The organism is Streptomyces sp. NPDC045778, assembly GCF_056431945.1.
The window spans coordinates 57347-77528 of record NZ_JBWKJZ010000001.1; the positions used below are offsets into that span (position 1 = coordinate 57347).

A 20182-nucleotide genomic window follows, 5' to 3' on the forward strand; every position below is an offset into this window, starting at 1 on the left:
GGGAAGCCGTCGAAGGCCTCCCGAAGTCAGCCCGACCGGAACCTCAAGTCTCAGTAGGCGCGCGCTACGAGGGCGACGTTACCGGGTGTCTCATCGGCGTCCGGCACCGACCCGTCCTCCGCGACCAGACACCGTACGGTCACGCCGTGCTCGGCCAGCCGGGCCTCGCCGCCGGGGCCGAGCGCGGCCCACGGAAGGCGCGCCCAGCCGCCCGCCGCCGTCGCTTCCACGGCCTCGTCGACGCCGCTCACCTCGCTCGTACGGGACTCGCGGCGCTCCCGGGCCCGGGTCAGGAGCAGTTCCTGGTCCTCCTCCAGGACGGTGGGCAGCAGCGCGGCCAGGGCGTCGAGGGCCACGGGCTGCTTGCCGCCCGCGATGCGGCGCACCAGCATCGCGGTGCCGCCCGCCAGGTCGCGCGGGCCGATCTCCACGCGCACCGGCACGCCCTTCAGCTCCCAGTCCACCGCGCGCCGCCCGAAGGGCGTGTCCGTGCGGTCGTCGACCTGGACGCGCACGCCCGCCGCCGTCAGCCGCTCGCCGACCTCGCGGACCTTGGCCAGGACGGCCTCGTCGTCCTTCACGGCGAGCACGACGGCCTGCACGGGCGCGAGGCGCGGCGGCACGCACAGGCCGTCGTCGTCGCCGTGCATCATCACCAGGGCGCCGACCAGCCGGGTCGTGGAGCCCCAGGAGGTCTGCCAGACCAGCTCCTGCGTGCCGTCCTTGGACAGGTACTGGGTCTGGAAGGCGCGCGCGAAGTTCTGGCCGAGTTCGTGGCTGGTGCCGAGCTGGAGGGCCTTGCCGTCGCCCATCATCCCTTCGAGCGTGAGGGTGTTGATCGCCCCGGCGAAGCGCTCCTTGGCGGTCTTGCGGCCGAGCACGAAGTCCATCGCCAGGAAGTCCCGCATGAAGGCGCCGTAGACGTCCCGGTGGATCCGGGCGGCGAAGTCCCGCGCCTCCTCGTACGTGGCGTGGGCGGTGTGCCCCTCCTGCCAGAGGAACTCCGAGGTGCGCAGGAAGAGCCGGGGACGCAGCTCCCAGCGGACCACGTTGGCCCACTGGTTGATCAGCAGGGGCAGGTCGCGGTAGCTCTGCACCCACTTGGAGAAGTACTCGTTGACGATGGTCTCCGAGGTGGGCCGGACCACGACCGGCTCCTCCAGCTCCTTGCCGCCGCCGTGCGTGACGACGGCCAGCTCCGGCGCGAAGCCCTCCACGTGCTCGGCCTCCCGCGTGAGGTACGACTGCGGGATGAACAGCGGGAAGTACGCGTTCTGCGCACCGGTGCGCTTGATGCGCGCGTCCATGTCCTGCTGCATCCGCTCCCACAGGCCGTAGCCGTACGGACGGATGACCATGGTGCCGCGCACCGGTCCGTTGTCGGCGAGTTCGGCCTTGCTGATCAGGTCCTGGTACCAGCGGGGGAAATCGTCCGCGCGGGGCGTGAGTACGGGTGCCTTTGCCATGGCGCGCATGGTACGTCCGAGCCGTCTGAAGGGTCCGGGAATATCACTGCGCGGGGGCGCACGACGGGGGCACACAAGCATTGCCCGACAACCTCTGGACGCCACGACGGAAGCGGAGTTCCCTGGCATACGGGGGAGGGCGAACGCACGTCCTGGGGGCGGACGCATCGTAAGGAATCAGCTGGACAACTCTCAGCGGATTGGGGCGCTTTCGATGACACCTACGCTCGTGCACCCACACCTCCCGCGCGCGGGTGCACCCCCACGTGTGGACCGGTGCGCACGCGCGCGTGACTGGGCGGAGATCCAGGAGAGGATGCTGGTGCCCCTGGTGGAGGCGGTGTACCGACGGCTCGAAGTGGGCGCCGGCACGCGCCTGCTCGACCTGGGCTGCGGCTCCGGCCTCGCGCTGCTCCTCGCGGCCTCGCGCGGCGCCACGGTGACCGGGGTCGAGCCCTCGGCGCCCGAGCGGCTCGCGCTGGCGCGCCAACGCCTCGCGCCGGACGGCTCGTTCGGCGCGCACGCCGGACCACGCCTCCTGGAGGGCTCCCCCGAGGACACCGCCGCGCCGGACGCGCCCGCGTACACCCTGGTGACCGCGTTCCAGCCGATCGGATGCACGGCGGGCGACGCCGACGGGCTCTCGGCCCTGCTCGACGCGGCGGCGCCGCTCGCTGAGCGCGGCGCGCCCGTGGTCCTGGTGGGCTGGGGCCCGCCGGAGCGCTGCGCGACCTCGTCGGTGCTCCGGGTGGCGACGAAGCTCGCCGATCCCCTGCGGGGCTCCGGCGGCTGGCGCCCGGCCTGCCGGGACGACCTGGAGAACGTCGCGCAGCGCGCGGGCCTCAGGCCGGACGGCTCGGGCCGTGTGGCCTGCCCCTTCGGCTACGCGGACATGGACAGCGCCGTCCGAGGACTCCTGTCCACGGGCCTGTTCGACGCGGCGGTCGGCGCCACCGATCAGGTGCAGGTCGACAAGGAGCTGACCGAGGCCCTTCACCCGCACCAGCGCCGCGACGGCACGATATGGATGCCGAACGTGTTCCGCTACCTCATCGCCCGAACGCGCTGACCGTCATCCCCATAGACCACGACCACGGCTATCGCTATCCCTGTAGACCACGACCACGGCTATCGCTATCCCCGTAGGACACGAACGCCACTTTGGCCACCCCCGTAGAGCACGACCGCCACTATCGCCACCCCCGTAGAGCACGACCGCCACTATCGCCACCCCCGTAAAACACAACCACCACTACCGCCACCCCCCTAAAACACGATCCGTAGTACGTGCCCACCCATAACGCGACCCCCGTAGACCACGACCGCTCATATCGCTCCCCCGTAGAACACCATCACCCTTACCGCTGACCCCGTAGAACCCGACCGCCCTTACCGCCATCTCCGTAGCCCCCGTACGTCGATGACCGGCCGACGACCGCCCCGCGGTCTCAGCTGTCCTTCGTGAGCCGGGTGATCCCCGCGACCCGGTAGGCGTGCGCCTCCTCCAGGGTCTCGTTCTCCAGCAGGGCGGCGGCCAGGGCGTCCAACTGGGCCCGGTGGTCACGGAGTTGGCGGCACGCGCTCTCGTAGCACTCGTCCACGATGCGGCGCATCTCGCCGTCGATGGTGTCGAGGGTCTCGGGAGCGGCGGCGAGACCGTACGCCTGTTGGGCGTCGTTCGGCAGGGCCGACAGGCGGCCGACGCGCTCGCTCATGCCCCAGCGGGCGACCATCCCGCGCGCGATGCTGGTGACCTGCTCCAGGTCGTTCTCGGCGCCCGTGGTGACGACCCCGTAGACGACGTGTTCGGCCGCCATGCCGCCGAGCGCACCGATGATGCGGCCGCGCAGGTACTCCTCCGTGTACGCGTACTTGTCGGAGTCCGGAGTGGAGAGCGTGACGCCGAGAGCACGCCCGCGCGGCACGATGGTGATCTTGCGGACGGGGTCGGCGCCCGGCTGCAACATGCCGAGCAGGGCGTGCCCGCTCTCGTGGTACGCCGTGCGGCGCCGCTCCTCGTCCGGCATGACGAGCGGCCGCTCGGCGCCCAACTGGACCTTCTCCAGGGCCTCGGAGAGGTCGGCCTGGGTGACCGCCACCTGCTTGCGCTTCACGGCGATGAGGGCCGCCTCGTTGGCGAGGTTCGCGAGGTCCGCGCCGGTCATCCCCGGGGTGGTGCGCGCCACTTGGGCCAGGTCGACGCCGGCCGCCATCGGGATCGCCCGCGTGTGGATCTTGAGGATGGCCTCGCGGCCGCCCCGGTCGGGCGGCGAGACGTTCACGATCCGGTCGAAGCGGCCCGGGCGGGTCAGGGCCGGGTCGAGGATGTCGGCGCGGTTCGTGGCCGCGATGACGATGACGCCCTCCGAGCCGGAGAACCCGTCCATCTCGGTGAGGATCTGGTTGAGGGTCTGCTCGCGCTCGTCGTGGCCGCCCATGCCGCTGCCGCCGCCGCGCGCCCGCCCGATGGTGTCGATCTCGTCGATGAAGATGATCGCGGGCGCGACCTTGCGGGCCTCCGCGAACAGCTCCCGTACGCGCGAGGCGCCCACGCCCACGATCATCTCGATGAACTCGGAGGCCGACGCGGAGAAGAACGGCACCCCCGCCTCGCCCGCCACCGCCCGCGCGAGCAGCGTCTTGCCCGTGCCGGGCGGCCCGGCGAGCAGCACGCCACCGGGCATCCGGGCGCCCATCTTCCGGTACTCGTCGGGGTTGCGCAGGAAGTCGACGACGTCGTTCAGCTCGCCCTCGACCTCGTCGATGCCCGCGACGTCCTCGAACGTGGTGCGCTTCTTGCCCGGCTCCAGCTCCACCGGCTTCGGCGGCTGCTTGCGGCCGAGCATGCCGCCCGCACCGCCCATGCCGGACGCCATCCGCCGCGCGATGAAGATCCACAGGGCGACCAGGAGCAGCATCGGCGCCAGCGAGATCAGCAGGTTGGACAGGAAGCTGCGCTCCTGCACCACGGGCTCGGCCGTGACCGTGACCTTGTGCTTGGTCAGGTCCTCCCAGAGCTTGTCGTCCGCGAAGGCGGGCCGCTGGGTCGTGAACTTCGTGTACTTCTCGTCGCCGTCCGGGTCCTTCTGCTCCTTCTTGAGCTGCCCCTGGATCGCGTCGCCCTTGGAGTAGATCTTCGACACGTTGCCGTCGTCGACCTGCTTGCTGAATTCGGTGTACGAGATGGTCGGCTCGTCGCCGTCGTTGAAGAAGGAGAGGACGAGGTTGGCGATCAGGTACACGATCAGGGCCGTGAGGATGAGCCCGCCCCAGCCGCCGGGCATCTTCCGCTTGGGCGGCGGCGCGGGCGGCGGCTCCGGAGCGCCCTCGGAGCGCCAGGGCTGCTCGGGCTTCTGGCGCGGCGGCACGGGGTTGCTCATAAGCGGACGTTACGTCACAAAACAACCACCGGCACCCGCCCGTACGACGTCTGGGGCGCCCCCTCACACGAGGAAGCGCCCCAGATGTCGTACGAAGTGAGCCACGCCGTGCGGCGGGCCGCCCGGGCTCAGCCCATGAACTTCTTGAACTCGTCCGGCAGCTCGAAGTCCTTGCCGCCCTGCCCGGCCGGCAGGCCGAACGCGCCGCCCGCGCCGGCCTCCTCGGCGGCGGCGCGCCGCGCGGCCTCCTCCGCCTCCTGCTGCTTGCGCTTCATCGGGTTGCCCGAGCGCTGCTTGCCCTTGGCCTGCTTCTGCTTCTTCTTCTGCCGACCGGGGCCGCCGCCCATGCCCGGCATCCCGGGCATCCCCGGCATGCCACCGCCCTGGGCCATGCGGGACATCATCTTGCGGGCCTCGAAGAACCGCTCGACCAGGTTCTTCACGGCGCTGACCTCGACGCCGGAGCCCTTGGCGATACGGGCGCGGCGCGAGCCGTTGATGACCGTCGGATCCTGGCGCTCGCCCGGCGTCATCGACTTGATGATCGCGGCGGTGCGGTCGACGTCCCGCTCGTCCAGGTTGTTGATCTGGTCCTTGATCTGGCCCATGCCGGGCAGCATGCCGAGCAGCTTGGAGATCGACCCCATCTTCCTGACCTGCTCCATCTGTGCCAGGAAGTCGTCGAGCGTGAAGTCCTGGCCCTTCTTGGAGGCCAGCTTCGAGGCCATCTTCTCGGCCTCTTGCTGCGAGAAGGTCTGCTCGGCCTTCTCGATCAGCGTGAGCATGTCGCCCATGCCGAGGATGCGGGACGCCATGCGGTCGGGGTGGAACGCGTCGAAATCGTCCAGCTTCTCGCCGTTCGACGCGAACATGATCTGGCGGCCGGTGACGTGCGCGATCGACAGGGCCGCACCACCGCGGGCGTCGCCGTCGAGCTTGGAGAGCACCACGCCGTCGAAGCCGACGCCGTCGCGGAAGGCTTCGGCCGTGTTGACCGCGTCCTGACCGATCATGGCGTCGACGACGAACAGGACCTCGTCCGGGCTGACCGCGTCGCGGATGTCCGCGGCCTGCTGCATCAGCTCCTGGTCGATGCCGAGGCGTCCCGCGGTGTCGACGATGACGACGTCGTGCACCTTGGTCTTGGCGTACTCGATGGAGTCCTTGGCGACCTGCACCGGGTCGCCCACGCCGTTGCCCGGCTGCGGGGCGTACACGGCGACGCCCGCGCGCTCGGCGACGACGCTCAGCTGGTTCACCGCGTTCGGACGCTGGAGGTCACAGGCCACGAGCAGCGGCGAGTGGCCCTGGGACTTCAGCCAGTGGCCGAGCTTTCCGGCGAGCGTGGTCTTACCGGCGCCCTGGAGACCGGCGAGCATGATGACCGTGGGCCCCTGCTTGGCGAAGCGCAGGCGGCGGGTCTCGCCGCCGAGGATCGCGACCAGTTCCTCGTTGACGATCTTGATGACCTGTTGGGCGGGATTCAGGGCCTGCGAGACCTCGGCCCCGACCGCGCGCTCCTTGACCTGCTTGATGAAGGCACGGACGACAGGCAGCGCCACGTCGGCTTCCAGCAGGGCGATACGGATCTCGCGCGCCGTGACGTCGATGTCCGCCTCGGACAGCCTGCCCTTGCCCCGAAGGGTCTTGAAGGTGGCTGCGAGGCGATCGGAGAGAGTATCGAACACGGCGGAGTCGGTCCTCAGGGTCGGCGATGGTAAGCGTTGCACCCCAGGGTATCGGGCCCGGCAAGCCACGTGTCCCTGCCTGCCGTCCGCCGATGGGCGAGGGCGGAACCGAAGGCGGCGCGGAGGCCACCTCAGCCGCGCGACGACCCTGGCGCCACCTCAGCCCCGCAGCACCCCTCACGCCACCTCAGCCCCGCAACGCCCCCTCCACCTCCCGCGCCACCTCGACCGCCCGCTCCCCCGCCAACGGCCCCCCGTCGGCCCCGGTGACGTAGAACGCGTCCACCGCGTTCGCCCCCAGCGTCGACACGTGCGCGCTGCGCACCCGCACCCCGGCCGCTTCGAGGGCGAGCCCGATCCGATGCAGCATCCCAGGAGCGTCCTGGGCCCGGACCTCGATGACCGTGGCACGCCGTGAGCCCGCCGACGCGACGGTGACGCGCGGCGGCGGGGCGAGCACCCCGCGCCGACGCGGGTAGGCCGCGTCCCGTTCCGCGAGGCGCCCCGCGATGTCCAGGGAGCCGTCGAGGGCCCGTACGAGATCGGCGCGGAGCCGGGCGGCCTGCGGCAGGGAGCCGTACTCGGCGGCCACCCGCCAGTCGAGCAGCAGCACCGAACCCCCGACCTCCGACGGCAGGTCGAGCACGCGCAGTTCGGCCGTGCGGACGGTCAGGCGGTGGGTGGCGAGCACCCCGGCGGCGGCCGCGAGGATCCCGGGCCGCTCCGGCACGGCGATGCGCAGCTCCACGCCGAGGCCTTCGGCGGGCTCGTCCGGGGCCGGCTCCGCGCGGGTGCGCAGCGCCAGGACGGGCCCGCCGGTGCGAAAGGCCTCCAGGGCGAGCCGCTCCTGCTCGGCCGACGCGGGCGGCTCGGCGCGCTGGAGCGGCTCGTTGCCCGCGAGGACCTCGCCGACGCGGCGTACGAGGTCCGTGACCAGGGCGCCGCGCCAGCACGACCAGGCGGCGGGCCCGGTGGCCAGGGCGTCGGCCTCGGTGAGCGCGTGCAGCAGCTCCAGGGTGCCCTGGGTGCCGACGGCCTCGGCCACCGTCTTCACCGTGGCGGGGTCGTCGAGGTCGCGCCGGGTCGCGGTCTCGACGAGCAGCAGATGGTGGCGGACGAGGCAGGCGAGCACGGCGGCGTCGGCGCTGTCGAAGCCGATCCGGGTCGCCACGTCGCGGGCGATGATCTCCCCGGCCACGCAGTGGTCCCCGGGCCAGCCCTTGCCGATGTCGTGCAGGAGCCCGGCCACGAGCAGCAGGTCGGGCCGTCCGACGCGGCGGGTGAGGGCGGAGGCCCGTACGGCCGTCTCGACGAGGTGGCGGTCCACGGTCCAGGTGTGCACGGCGTTGCGCTGCGGCCTGCACCGCACCCGCTCCCAGTCCGGCAGGAGCCGGGTGATCAGGCCTTCCGCCTCCAGGGCCTCCCACACCTGGACGGTGGGGCGGCCCGCGCCGAGCAGGGTGACGAGCAGCTCGCGGGCCTCCGCGGGCCACGGTGTCGGCAGCGGCCCGGCCATGGCGGCCAGGCGCCGCACGGCGTGCAGGGACAGCGGCAGGCCTGCCTGGGCCGCCGCGGCGGCGGCGCGCAGCGGCAGGACGGGGTCCCGCTCGGGGCGCGCGGCCCGGGCCAGGACGACCTCGCCGTCCTGCTCGACGACGCCCTCGGCGAGCGGGGAGCGCTCGGCCGGGGTGGCCCTGGTGCCGCCGAGCAGGCCGCGAAGGCGTGGCCGGGCGCCGCGGGCCCGCAGGACGCGGGAGACCTCGCGCCAGGTGACGTCGCCGGCGTAGGCGATGGTGCGGGCCGCCTCGTAGACCTGGCGCAGCAGGGCGTCGGCGTCCAGGAGGCCCAGTTCGGCGGCGACCTGGTCCTGTTCCTGGAGGGCGAGCCGGTCGGTGGCGCGGCCGGTGGCCAGGTGGAGCGCGTCGCGTACGTCGAGCAGGGTGCGGTGTGCTTCGGCGAGGCCTTCGCGGGGCGCGTCGGCGAGCCAGGAGGCGGCGACGGCGCGCAGCGCTGTGATGTCCCTGAGGCCGCCGCGCGCCTCCTTCAGGTCGGGTTCGAGGAGGTGGCTCAGCTCGCCCTGCCGTTCGGCTCGTTCGGCGCACAGTTCGCGCAGCTCGGGGAGTCTCTTGGGCGCCTGGTTGCGCCAGTCGGCGAGGACGGTGGAGCGCAGGGCCGTGGTGAGGCCGCGGTCTCCCGCGACGTGCCGGGCGTCGAGGAGGCCGAGCTGGACCTTGAGGTCGTCGGCGGCGGTCCTGCGGGCCTCGGCGGGGGTGCGTACGGAGTGGTCGAGGGAGAGGCCGAGGTCCCACACGGGGTACCAGATGCGGTCGGCGAGGGCCGCGAGGGCGCCGGGCCCGGCGCTGCCGTCGTGCAGGAGCAGCAGGTCGAGGTCGCTGCGCGGGGACAGCTCGCCGCGGCCGTAGCCGCCGACGGCGATCAGGGCGGCCCCGCGCGGCGCCCCGAGGTCGGCCGTGCCCGCGGCGAACAGGCCGCCCAGCCAGTCGTCGGTAAGCCCGGCGAGGGCCGAACGGCGCGGCGGCCCGGACCGCGCCTCCTGGTGCAGGAGGCGCAGCCGGGCCGCCGCGTAGCCGCTGGGTCCGGAGTCTTCGGTCTCGGTTCGTACGTCCACACTCGTCACCCGGCGGCTCCTGTTCTCCACGGTGTCCAGGGCGGTTACGGCACGGTGTCCGGGGCGCGGCGCCCCGGGGCTACAGCGCGTCGGGCCCGCGTTCGCCGGTCCGGACGCGGACGGCGCTCTCGACGGGCAGCGTCCACACCTTGCCGTCGCCGATCTTGCCGGTGCGGGCGGCCTTCACGACGACGTCGACGAGCTGCTCGGCGTCGTCGTCCTCGACGAGGACCTCGATGCGGATCTTGGGTACGAGGTCGACGGTGTACTCCGCGCCGCGGTAGACCTCGGTGTGGCCGCGCTGGCGTCCGTAGCCGCTGGCCTCGGTGACGGTCAGGCCCTGGACGCCGAAGGCCTGGAGGGCCTCCTTGATCTCGTCGAGCCGGTGCGGCTTGACGACCGCGGTGATGAGCTTCATGCGTCCACCTTCTTGTTCTTCGGCTCCGTCGCGGGGGGCGCGGCGGACTGCGGTACCGGGGCCGGTGCGGCGGCCGTGGTGCGCGGTGCCGTGCCGCCGCCCGCGCCGCTGAAGTCGTACGCCGTCTCGGCGTGCTGGACCTGGTCGATGCCGCCGACCTCCTCGTCCTCGCTGACGCGCATGCCGATCGTCTTGTCGACGAGGAGGGCGAGTACGGCGGAGGCGAGGAAGGAGTAGGCGAGGACGGCGCCGACGCCCGCGGCCTGCTTGCCGAGCTGGTCGAGGTTACCGCCGTAGAAGAGGCCCTTCGCGTCGGACTGGCCGCCGCCGGTGGCGAAGAGGCCGACGAGCAGGGAGCCCGTGATGCCGCCGACGAGGTGGACGCCGATGACGTCGAGGGAGTCGTCGTAGCCGAACTTGAACTTCAGGCCGACGGCCAGGGCGCACAGCAGTCCGGCCACGGCTCCGATGGCGAGGGCGCCGAGCGGGGAGCAGGAGCCGCCGGAGGGGGTGATGGCGACGAGGCCCGCGACGGCGCCGGACGCGGCGCCGAGCGTGGTGAAGGCGCCGTGCCGCAGCTTCTCGTAGACGAGCCAGGCGAGCATGGCGGCGGCGGTGGCGACCTGGGTGTTGAGGAACATCAGGGCGCCGACGCCGTCGTCGTTGCCGAGCCAGGACCCGGCGTTGAAGCCGAACCAGCCGAACCACAGCAGCCCCGCGCCGAGCATGACGAGCGGCAGGCTGTGCGGCCGCATGGGGTCCTTCTTGAAGCCGACGCGCTTGCCGATGACGAGGATGACGCCGAGCGCGGCGGCGCCCGCGTTGATGTGGACGGCGGTGCCGCCCGCGAAGTCGATCACGCCGAGTTCGAAGGCCCAGCCGCCGGTGCCCCACACCCAGTGGGCGACGGGGAAGTACACGATCGTGGCCCACAGGGTGACGAACAGGGCCCAGGCGGTGAACTTCACGCGGTCCGCGAGGGCGCCGCTGATCAGGGCGGGCGTGATGATCGCGAACATGAGCTGGAAGACCGCGAAGACGTAGACGGGGACGGTGTAGCCGTCCCAGAGCTGGGTGAGGCCGATGCCGCTGAGGCCGGCGTAGTCGGAGTCCCAGGCGATGAGGCTGCCGTGGTCGGTGCCGAAGGCGAGGGAGAAGCCGTAGAGCACCCACAGGACGGTGACGATCCCCAGGCTGATGAAGCTCATCATCAGCATGTTCAGGGTGCTCTTGACGCGGACCATGCCTCCGTAGAAGAAGGCGAGACCCGGCGTCATGAGCATCACCAGGGCGGAGCAGATGAGCATGAACCCGGTGTTGGCGGCAGACAGCTCCGGGGCGTCTGCGGCAAGCGTGATGCCTGGGGGCATCGCAGTCTCCTCGTCGTCGGGTACGGCCCGTGCGGGCTGCGGCCTCTGTGGTGCGAGGACGGTGGGCCGGTTATGCGGCACGAGGTTGGCGCAGCGCGGTTTCGGCCAGTGCCGCTCGATGTTTCGCGGCAGTGACGAAGAGGTCGGGCGTGTTACGCGTGAATGAACTGCACGCCAGGACCGGGGGACGGAACGTACCCTCCCCGGACCCCGGCCATCAGGGGAGCGACCCCCACGGTGAGCGCCCCGGCCCGCGGGAGCGGCGCCGGTTCAGGCGCGGAAGCAGCCCGGCCGCGGCGCCATCCGGATGACCTGGCGTGAGGGAGCCGAGTCGGACTGTTTCGGGATGGGCGGCCGCGGCCGGAGTCCTGGGGTGCCGGGCCCGGAGCCCTGGAGGGCAACGGGAACGGCGGGGGTCGGCGGAGTCCCGGCCCGTCAGACGGCCTCCACGGTTTCCGGCATCTCCTGGGCGAGCTGCTCGGTGAAGTGGACGACTTCCGGTACGTCGCCGAAGTCCCGCACGGCGTTGGCGACGGTCTTGCGCAGCCGGGTGTTGACCCGCTCGGAGCGGACCTTCTTGGCGATGTCCAGGGTGTCCCTGGCGAGGACCATGCTCTGCTCGGGCTCTTGTCGGAGCAGGTGGACGGTGGCCATGCCGATGAGGTTCAGCGCGTACGACCGCTGGTGTTCGGGGTCCTTGCCGAACAGCTCGACGGCGCGCTCCATGACGGGCTCGGAGAGGGAGGCGTAGGTCGGGCTGCGGCCCGCCACGTAGGCGAGGTCGCGGAAGGAGTGGGCGTTCTCGCCGTTCAGCTCGGCCTCGGAGAAGAAGCGGATCCAGTCCGGCTCGGGCTCGTCCCAGTCGTCCGCGTCGGCGAAGGTGTCCTCGGCCATGCGCACCGCCCGTTTACAGCGGCCCGGCTGGCCCATTCCCGCGTAGGCGCGGGCCTCCATCGCATACAGCATCGCCTGGGTGCGCGGGCTCGCGCAGTCGCGGCTGCCGTACTGGGCGAGGTGGATCAGCTCCAGGGCGTCGTCGGGGCGGCCGAGGTGGATCATCTGGCGGCTCATGCTGGACAGGACGTACGAGCCGAGCGGCTTCTCGCCCGCTTCCTTGGCGGCGTGCAGCGCGAGGACGAAGTACTTCTGGGCGGTGGGCTGGAGCCCCACGTCGTAGCTCATCCAGCCCGCCAGCTCGGCCAGTTCACCGGCGACCTTGAACAGGCGCTTGGCGGTGGACTCGGGCTGGGGCTCCTGGAGCAGGTCGGTCACCTCGTGCAGCTGGCCGACGACGGCCTTGCGGCGCAGGCCGCCGCCGCACTGGGCGTCCCACTGGCGGAACATCACCGTGGTGGACTCCAGGAGGTCCATCTCCGGTTTGGACAGGCGGCCGGGGCGCCGGCCGGAGAACTGCTGGGGCTCGGGCTCGGCCACCACCTGGGCGGTGGAGGGGCCGGGCACCAGCCAGCGCTGCATGGGCTCGATCAGGGCGGGGCCCGCGGACAGGGCGAGCGAGGTGCCGAGGAAGCCGCGCCGGGCGAGCATCAGGTCGCTGCGGCTGAACTCGCTGATGAGCGCGACCGTCTGCGGTCCGGTCCAGGGCAGGTCGACGCCGGAGACGGAGGGCGACTGGTGGGCGGCGCGCAGGCCGAGGTCCTCGACGGCGACGACGCAGCCGAAGCGCTCCGAGAACAGCTCGGAAAGGATGCGCGGGATGGGCTCGCGGGGATTCTCCCCGTCGAGCCAGCGCCGGACGCGGGAGGTGTCCGTGGAGATGTGGTGAGCGCCCAACTGCCGTGCTCTGCGGTTCACCTGGCGCGCCAGCTCGCCCTTCGACCAGCCGCTGCGCACGAACCAGGAGCTGAGCATCTCGTTCGGGCGCTTCTCGGCGTTCGCACCGCCACCGCTACTGCCGCCCACTGGAACGCCCCCATCCCTCAAGACACTTGTACGCCGTCCTCGGTCAAGCCCTAACAGAATGCCGCGTGCCACGGCGGCCCGTCCGGAGAATGTCACCCATCGAACGGGAGGCCGACTTGCCTCCGGCATACCCGCGAGCGCGCACTGCTCCCGACTCCATGCACTGAAAGTAATCCTACGATCACCCCTCCGGCGAGGGCGATCCCGGAAACGCCACCATTCGCCACCCCTTCGAATGAACTCCCGGCCCGCCGCACGCGATTCACTTGACACAGAACAACCGAGAGTCGGCGGAACGGAGCACGCGGGGGCGCAGGTCATCGGGCACACCACCCCCGAATCCCCCGAGCGCCGTGAGCACTTGACGGCGGAAGTCGGCGAAAGTCAGCGAAAGTCGGCTTGAGACGTCCGAACAGCGACGTACGACGACTCCGCAGGCAGCTTAGGACAGAGAGTCACGATCCGAATCCGTCACGTAACCACGACGCACTCGACCCGTTGGAGGGGGCATGGGCTTCACGATCGGCGGCATCCGGGGGACCAAAGAGCCCCGTTCCGGTTCCGGTGAAGGGACCAAGGATGCGGAACTCCGGGGGGCGAAGGACACGGGTGGGACGGCCCGCGGCACGGGCGACCGGGAGCCCGGCCGCGCGAAGGAGGCCAAGGAGCCGCGCGCCGCGTCGCGGCGGCGGGGCCGCGGGGCGGCGTCCGACTGCACCGCGGTGGCCGAGTACACGGGCCTGTGGGGCTGGGCCGTGGTGCCCGGCGCACGCGCCCAGGACGGCCACTGCTCCTGCGGCGCCGCCGACTGCCCGGCCCCGGGCGCGCACCCGCTCGACTTCGCGCCGGAGGTCCCGGCGGGGGCCACGCTCGACGAAGTGACCGACGCCTGGGGGCAGTTCCCGGGGGCGGCCGTGATGCTGCCGGTCGGCCGCGCGTTCGACGTCATCGAGGTCGCGGAGACCGCCGGGCGCCGGGCCCTGGTGCGCCTGGAGCGGATGGGCCTCCCGCTCGGCCCGGTGGCGGCCACGCCCGAAGGCCGCACGCACTTCTTCGTCGCGCCCGGCGCAGCCACCGAACTGCCCCAGCTGCTCTACCGCATGGGCTGGGACGACGCGGCCCTGGACCTGCACGGCCTGGGGCCCGGCAGCCACATCACCGCGCCGCCGTCCGACCGCGGCGGCCTCGGCCCGGTGCGCTGGCTGCGCGCCCCCGACCCGGACTCGGCGACGAGCCCCCCGCACGCCCGCCTGGTCCTCGGCACGCTGGCGTACGTGGCACACCGCTCGCCGGCGTAGCGCCCCGCACGCGCGCGGGGGCGCACTCCCCGCGCGCGGGACGGCCCATACGGAAGGGCCCCGCTCCCCGGCTGCACCCCGGGAAGCGGGGCCCTTCTCTGTCGTGCGCTCCTGTCGCGCGCCCGGCGCGGAAGCGCCCCCGAGGGGGCGTAGGAGCCGGCGCGACCGGACACAGGCGGCCCGTAGCCACTCCGCCGCCCACGCGGCGGAGCGCTCAGTCCCCGATAAGGGCATCGACGAAGGCCTCGGGCTCGAACGGCGCCAGGTCGTCCGCGCCCTCGCCCAGGCCCACCAGCTTGACCGGCACGCCCAGCTCGCGCTGCACGGCGACGACGATGCCGCCCTTGGCGGTGCCGTCGAGCTTGGTGAGGACGATGCCGGTGATGTCGACGACCTCCGCGAAGACGCGGGCCTGCACCAGGCCGTTCTGGCCGGTGGTGGCGTCCAGGACGAGCAGCACCTCGTCGAGCGGGGCGTGCTTCTCGACGACGCGCTTGACCTTGCCCAGCTCGTCCATCAGGCCGGTCTTGGTGTGCAGGCGGCCCGCGGTGTCGATGAGCACGACGTCGGCGCCCTCGGTGATGCCCTCCTTGACCGCGTCGAAGGCGATGGAGGCCGGGTCGCCGCCCTCGGGCCCGCGCACGGTACGGGCGCCGACGCGCTCGCCCCAGGTCTGGAGCTGGTCGGCGGCGGCGGCACGGAAGGTGTCGGCGGCGCCGAGGACGACCGAGCGGCCGTCGGCGACGAGGACGCGGGCGAGCTTGCCGGTGGTGGTGGTCTTGCCGGTGCCGTTCACGCCGACGACCATCACGATGCCCGGGGTCTCCAGGCCGGACTCGGTCTTCACGGCGCGGTCGAAGTCCGTGCCGACGAGGTGCAGCAGCTCCTCGCGGAGCAGGGTGCGCAGCTCCTGAGGGGTGCGGGTGCCGAGGACCTTCACGCGCTCGCGCAGCCGCTCGACCAGCTCCTGGGTGGGGGCGACGCCGACGTCGGCGGTGAGGAGGGTGTCCTCGATCTCCTCCCAGGTGTCCTCGTCGAGGTGCTCGCGGGAGAGCAGGGTCAGCAGGCCCTTGCCCAGCGCGTTCTGCGACCGGGACAGGCGGGCGCGCAGCCGTACCAGACGGCCCGCGGCGGGCTCCGGGGTCTCGATCTCCGGGGCCTCGGGAGCCGGGGGCTCCTCGACCACGACGGGGGCGGACGCCGACGGATCGGCGACCGGCAGGTCCACCTCCTCGATGGTGCGGCGCGGCTCGTCGCGCGGCGTCTCGGCCTCGTCGCCGACGTGCGGCTCGGCGGGGGGTGCGGTGACGGTGGGCGTGCTCGACGGGGCCTGGGACGGCGGCAGCTGCTTCTTCTTGCGGCTGCCGACGACGAGCCCGCCGATCGCGCCGACCACGACCACGGCGATGACTACAGCGAGGATGACGATTTCCATAACCCACCCAGTATCAGTCATGGCCCGCCGACGGACCCCTCTTGTGGCTTCCTCTAAAAGACATAGGCCACTAGCCGGGATCACTCGGACTAAAGTACGATGGAAGACGCAGCGTCAACGCGCGTAGAGTCCCATCCGAAGAAAACCCCCACCGGCTGCGACAACGTCGACGCAGACCGAGCGAGAGGCACGGAACTCCCCCTCATGAGCACCACCGCCGAAACCGCCGAACACGAAGGCGCCCTGGAGACCCGGGGTCTGGAGCCGGTCCCCGACTCCGAGCGTCACGGCCGGACCCGAGAGCTGTTCCCCACCTGGGTCGCCGCCAACATCAGCGTGCTGCTGCTCACCATGGGCGCGGGCCTCATCGTCTCGAACGAGCTGAATTTCTGGCAGGTCCTGATCGTCGCCCTCGTCTCGCCCGTCCTGAGCTACGGCCTGGTGGGCCTGGTCTCCATCGCGGGCAAGCGCGGCGGTTCGCCGGGCATGACGCTCTCGCGCGCGGTCTTCGGCCAGCGCGGCAACCTCTTCCCGGGCGCCCTGATCTGGGTCGCCCGCTGGGGCTGGGAGACGATCAACGCGGTCACGGGCGCGTACGCGATCCTCACCGTGCTCGACATCTGCTTCGACGTGCAGGCGAACACGGCACTGAAGGTCATCACCCTGCTCGCCTTCGTCGCCGCCACGTTCCTCATCTCGGGCCTCGGCCGCAAGGTGCTGCACGTGTGCAGCCAGTGGTCGACGTACCTCTTCGGCGCGTTCAGCGTCCTGGTGCTCGTCTACCTCCTGAAGAACACCGACTGGTCCCAGGTCTTCGACAAGCCCGCGGGCTCCACCGCGATGATGATCGCGGGCATCGGCACGATCGCCGCGGGCGGCATCAGCTGGGTCCCCACCGGCCCGGACTTCACCCGCTATCTGCCGCGCACGGCGCCGAGCAAGCCGCTGGTCGGCCACGCCGTCGGCGGTGCCGCCATCGTCGTCGTGCCGATGGTCCTCATGGGCGCGGTCATGGCCGTCTCCACGCCGAGCCTGTCCTCCGCGCAGGACCCGGTCGCCTTCCTGGGCGACCTGCTGCCGACGTGGATCGCCGTGCCGTACCTGATCATGGCGCTCATCGGCATGCTGCTGATCAACTCGATGTCGATGTACTCGGCGGGCTTCACCGCGATGACCCTCGGCATCAAGGTCCCGCGCGCGTGGGCCGTCAGTGTGAACGCGATCATCAGCCTGATCTTCGGCTACCTCCTGATGAACGTGGCGACGAGCTTCATGGGCTCGTTCATCTCCTTCCTCACGCTGCTCGCCGTGGCGTTCTCCGCCTGGATCGGCGTCTTCGGCATCGACATGCTGCGCCGCAAGACGTACGACGGCGAGGGCCTGATGGACACCACGCGCACCAGCGTCTACTGGTACAAGGCGGGCTTCGCCTGGCAGGCCATGGCCGCCTGGGGCATCGCGCTCGTCGTGGGGCTGCTCTTCACCAAGGTCGACTGGTTCAGCGGCCCGCTCGCCACGTCCTGGATCGGCCGCAACGGCCTCGGCTGGCTCGTCACGATCCTGGTCGCCGCGGCACTGTACGCGCTCCTGCCGCGTCAGCCGCTCCCCGAGGGCGACACGAAGGCCCCGGCCGCCGAGGCCGAGCCGGTCCCGACCAAGGCGTGAGCCCGGGGATGCGGCCCGACCGCCGTACGCCCCTGTTCATCTGACACTGCGTCAGCTAGCGTCCCCCTGCACCGCCCACGGCCCGCCGCTCCGGCGGGCCCCGGTGAAGGGGGACGTCGCGCATGCCCGTCACAGTCGTCCGCTTCAACCTCGTCGACCCGGCGTCACGGGAGCTGGGCGCGCGCTACCGGGCCGCCCTGGAGATGGCCGCGTACGCCGACGCCCGCGGGGTCACCACCGTCCAGACCGAGGAGCACCACGGGGCCGCGAACAACTGGCTGCCCTCGCCCTTCGCCTTCGCCGGCGCGGTGTTCGGCGCCACCCGGCGCGTCCTCGTCACCGTCTCGGCCGCCATCGGGCCCCTGTACGACCCGCTGCGGCTCGCCGAGGACATCGCCGTGCTCGACCTGCTCAGCGGCGGGCGCCTGGTCACGGTGGCGGGCATCGGCTACCGGCCCGAGGAGTACGCGGCCCTGGGCGTCGACTGGTCCCGGCGCGGCGCGCTCCAGGACGAGCTTCTGGAGACCCTCCTGAAGGCCTGGACCGGCGAGGAGTTCACCTTCCGCGGGCGCAGGGTCCGCGTGACGCCGCGCCCGGGCACCCGGCCCCATCCGCTGCTCCTGGTGGGCGGCTCGTCACGGGCGGCGGCGCGGCGCGCGGCCCGGCTCGGCCTGCCGTTCTTCCCGAGCGCGCACCTGCCGGACCTTGAGGCGTACTACCGAGAGAGGCTCGCGGAGTACGGCACCGAGGGCTGGACCACGATGCCCGCCGCCGAGACTCCGCTGCTGCACATCGCCCAGGATCCGGACCGCGCCTGGGCGGCGTACGGCGAGCACTTCCTGCACGAGGCGCGCGCCTACGCGTCCTGGCAGTCCGGCGGCGTCCGCTCGGCGGTGCGGTCGGCGGCCACGACGGTGGCGGAACTGCGCGCGGAGGGCGTGTACCGGATCCTCACCCCGGACGCGTGCGTGGCGCTCGCGGCGGCCGGCGCGCCGAGCCTGGTGCTGCACCCGCTGGCCGGCGGCATGCCGGTGGACGAGGGCTGGCGCGGTCTGCGGCTCTTCGGTGAAGACGTACTGCCCCGGCTCAAGGACATCGGGTCCTTGAGCCGGGGCAGCTTTCCGCAGGAGGAGGGGGCAGCGGGGTCTTAGCCCATCTCCTCCAGGGTCTTGCCCTTCGTCTCCTTGACGAACTTCATGACGAAGGGGATCGAGAGCGCGGCGAAGGCGCCGTAGATGATGTACGAGCCGCTCAGGGACCACTCGGACATGCTCGGGAAGGTCTTGGTGATGGCGAAGTTGGCCAGCCACTGCGCGGAGGCGGCCACGCCGAGACCGGCCGCGCGGATGCGGTTGGGGAAGATCTCGCCGAGGAGCACCCAGACCACCACGCCCCAGGAGAAGGCGAAGAACAGCACGAAGGCGTTGGCGGCGATGATCGCGACCAGGCCCTGCGCGTGCGGCAGCGAGACGTCGTCACCGGAGCCGCTGCGGTACGAGAACGCCCACGCCATCGTGAACAGGGCCGCCGCCATGCCCGCGGAGCCGATCAGGGCGAGCGGCTTGCGGCCGATGCGGTCGACCAGGACCATCGCGATCACCGTACCGACGATGTTCACGATCGAGGTCTCGAAGGAGTACAGGAACGAGCTGGACGGGTCCTTGCCGATCGACTGCCACAGCTGGTTCGAGTAGTAGAAGATCACGTTGATGCCGACGAGCTGCTGGAAGACCGAGAGTCCGATGCCGATCCAGATGATCGGCAGGAAGCCGGCCTTGCCGCCGAGCAGGTCCTTGAAGGTGGACTTGTGCTCGCTGTGCATGCCCAGCTTGATCTCCGCGACGCGCTGGTCCAGGTTGACGTCCTTGCCCTCGACGTCGGCGAGCACCCTGCGGGCCTCGGCGTCGCGGCCCACGGAGATCAAGAAGCGCGGCGACTCGGGGATCGCGAGGGACAGCAGGCCGTAGAGGACGGCCGGGACGACCATGACGCCGAGCATCCACTGCCAGGCCTCCAGGCCCGCGAGCTTGCCGCGCTGGTCGCCGTCGGCCATGTTCAGGATGCCCCAGTTGACCAGCTGCGACACGGCGATGCCGATGACGATGGCGGCCTGCTGGAAGGAGGCGAGCCGGCCCCGGTAGGCGGGCGGCGCGACCTCGGCGATGTAGGCCGGACCGATCACGGAGGCCATGCCGATGCCGATGCCGCCGATGAGGCGCCACACCGTCAGGTCCCAGGCGGCGAAGGGCAGGGCCGAGCCGATGGCGCTGGCCGCGAACAGGACCGCGGCGATCTGCATGACGCGGATGCGGCCGATCCGGTCCGCGACGCGGCCGGCGACGGCGGCACCGACGGCACAGCCGAGCAGCGCGGTGGCGATGATCCAGCCGAGCAGGTTCGCGTCCACGTCGAACCGGTGCTGGATGGCCACCGTCGCGCCGTTGATCACGGAACTGTCGTAGCCGAACAGGAATCCGCCCATCGCGGCTGCCGCCGTGATGAAGATGACATGGCCGAGATGGTCCGGGTGGGCCTCCCGGGCCCGTGGTGTCGGCGGCTGCGCTGTGCTGGTCACGTGTACTCCTCGGGCCACCGGCGTCGCTGCCGGGGTGGGGGCGAGTTCTTCAAGTGGCGCACAACTTCATGCCGCCCACCACCTGAAGGTAAAAGCAACGTTGCAGAGACTATGCCTTCAAGTTTCGAAGTCAATAGTTCGTTAACAACCAGTTGAATCCACACCGGTCACGGTTTGACTTCAAGAGTTGAAGCGGAATGAAGTTGATCAAGAAAGGGCGGGGGAAGGCTTCGGCGCACGGGCGCCGACGGGGCTCAGCGCGGGCCACGACGGTGCTCAGCGCAGACGCCGCCCACGCTCAGCGCAGGAGCCCACCGCGCTCGGCGCAGGAGCCCGCC

General features: G+C 71.7%; 13 protein-coding genes. 4 read left to right on the forward strand and 9 right to left on the reverse strand.

Features of this window, described 5'->3' with window-relative positions; genetic code table 11:
* Nucleotides 1–50: 50 nt before the first annotated feature.
* The gene (proS, locus tag AC07GB_RS00285) at nt 51–1466 is read right to left on the reverse strand and encodes a proline--tRNA ligase (protein WP_478840978.1); all 1416 of its coding nucleotides are present in this window, start codon (nt 1464–1466) and stop codon (nt 51–53) included.
* Nucleotides 1467–1680: 214 nt separating this feature from the next.
* On the opposite strand from proS, the gene AC07GB_RS00290 reads away from it, so the two are divergent.
* Nucleotides 1681–2535: a class I SAM-dependent methyltransferase gene (locus AC07GB_RS00290; RefSeq protein WP_478840979.1), complete on the forward strand. Its 855-nt coding sequence runs from the start codon at nt 1681–1683 to the stop codon at nt 2533–2535.
* Between the two features lie 379 nt (nt 2536–2914).
* Here AC07GB_RS00290 and ftsH read toward each other — a convergent pair whose 3' ends face one another.
* The 6 genes from ftsH to nsdA all read right to left on the reverse strand — a co-directional run bounded on the left by ftsH (nt 2915) and on the right by nsdA (nt 12871).
* Complete coding sequence (gene ftsH, locus AC07GB_RS00295; RefSeq protein ID WP_478840980.1) at nt 2915–4846, reverse strand: ATP-dependent zinc metalloprotease FtsH; 1932 nt, start codon at nt 4844–4846, stop codon at nt 2915–2917.
* A gap of 128 nt (nt 4847–4974) precedes the next feature.
* Nucleotides 4975–6534, reverse strand: coding sequence for a signal recognition particle protein (ffh, locus tag AC07GB_RS00300; protein ID WP_478840981.1), 1560 nt, complete (start codon nt 6532–6534; stop codon nt 4975–4977).
* Nucleotides 6535–6721: 187 nt separating this feature from the next.
* Nucleotides 6722–9172 (reverse strand): [protein-PII] uridylyltransferase, encoded by a 2451-nt coding sequence (locus AC07GB_RS00305; protein ID WP_478840982.1) that lies wholly within the window; start codon nt 9170–9172, stop codon nt 6722–6724.
* 70 nt (nt 9173–9242) lie between these two features.
* Nucleotides 9243–9581, reverse strand: coding sequence for a P-II family nitrogen regulator (locus AC07GB_RS00310; protein WP_478840983.1), 339 nt, complete (start codon nt 9579–9581; stop codon nt 9243–9245).
* Nucleotides 9578–10951: an ammonium transporter gene (locus AC07GB_RS00315; protein ID WP_478840984.1), complete on the reverse strand. Its 1374-nt coding sequence runs from the start codon at nt 10949–10951 to the stop codon at nt 9578–9580. Before AC07GB_RS00315 ends, AC07GB_RS00310 begins: the two co-directional genes overlap by 4 nt.
* 435 nt (nt 10952–11386) lie before the next feature.
* Complete coding sequence (gene nsdA / locus AC07GB_RS00320) at nt 11387–12871, reverse strand: transcriptional repressor NsdA (RefSeq protein ID WP_478840985.1); 1485 nt, start codon at nt 12869–12871, stop codon at nt 11387–11389.
* A gap of 509 nt (nt 12872–13380) precedes the next feature.
* Here nsdA and AC07GB_RS00325 point away from each other — a divergent pair.
* Nucleotides 13381–14169 carry a bifunctional DNA primase/polymerase gene (locus AC07GB_RS00325; protein WP_478840986.1) on the forward strand — a complete coding sequence of 263 codons (789 nt, stop codon included), beginning with the start codon at nt 13381–13383 and terminating at the stop codon, nt 14167–14169.
* A 214-nt stretch (nt 14170–14383) separates the two neighbouring features.
* On the opposite strand, the gene ftsY is transcribed toward AC07GB_RS00325, so the two are convergent.
* Nucleotides 14384–15604: a signal recognition particle-docking protein FtsY gene (gene ftsY, locus AC07GB_RS00330; protein ID WP_478840987.1), complete on the reverse strand. Its 1221-nt coding sequence runs from the start codon at nt 15602–15604 to the stop codon at nt 14384–14386.
* A 204-nt stretch (nt 15605–15808) separates the two neighbouring features.
* Here ftsY and AC07GB_RS00335 point away from each other — a divergent pair, with 204 nt between their 5' ends.
* Together AC07GB_RS00335 and AC07GB_RS00340 are read left to right on the forward strand one after the other, a co-directional pair.
* Nucleotides 15809–17269: a purine-cytosine permease family protein gene (locus AC07GB_RS00335; protein WP_478840988.1), complete on the forward strand. Its 1461-nt coding sequence runs from the start codon at nt 15809–15811 to the stop codon at nt 17267–17269.
* Between the two features lie 122 nt (nt 17270–17391).
* Complete coding sequence (locus tag AC07GB_RS00340; RefSeq protein ID WP_478840989.1) at nt 17392–18420, forward strand: LLM class flavin-dependent oxidoreductase; 1029 nt, start codon at nt 17392–17394, stop codon at nt 18418–18420.
* Here AC07GB_RS00340 and AC07GB_RS00345 read toward each other — a convergent pair.
* Nucleotides 18417–19844 (reverse strand): sugar porter family MFS transporter, encoded by a 1428-nt coding sequence (locus AC07GB_RS00345; protein ID WP_478840990.1) that lies wholly within the window; start codon nt 19842–19844, stop codon nt 18417–18419. The two genes, AC07GB_RS00340 and AC07GB_RS00345, sit on opposite strands and share 4 nt — an antisense overlap.
* Nucleotides 19845–20182 lie beyond the last annotated feature (338 nt).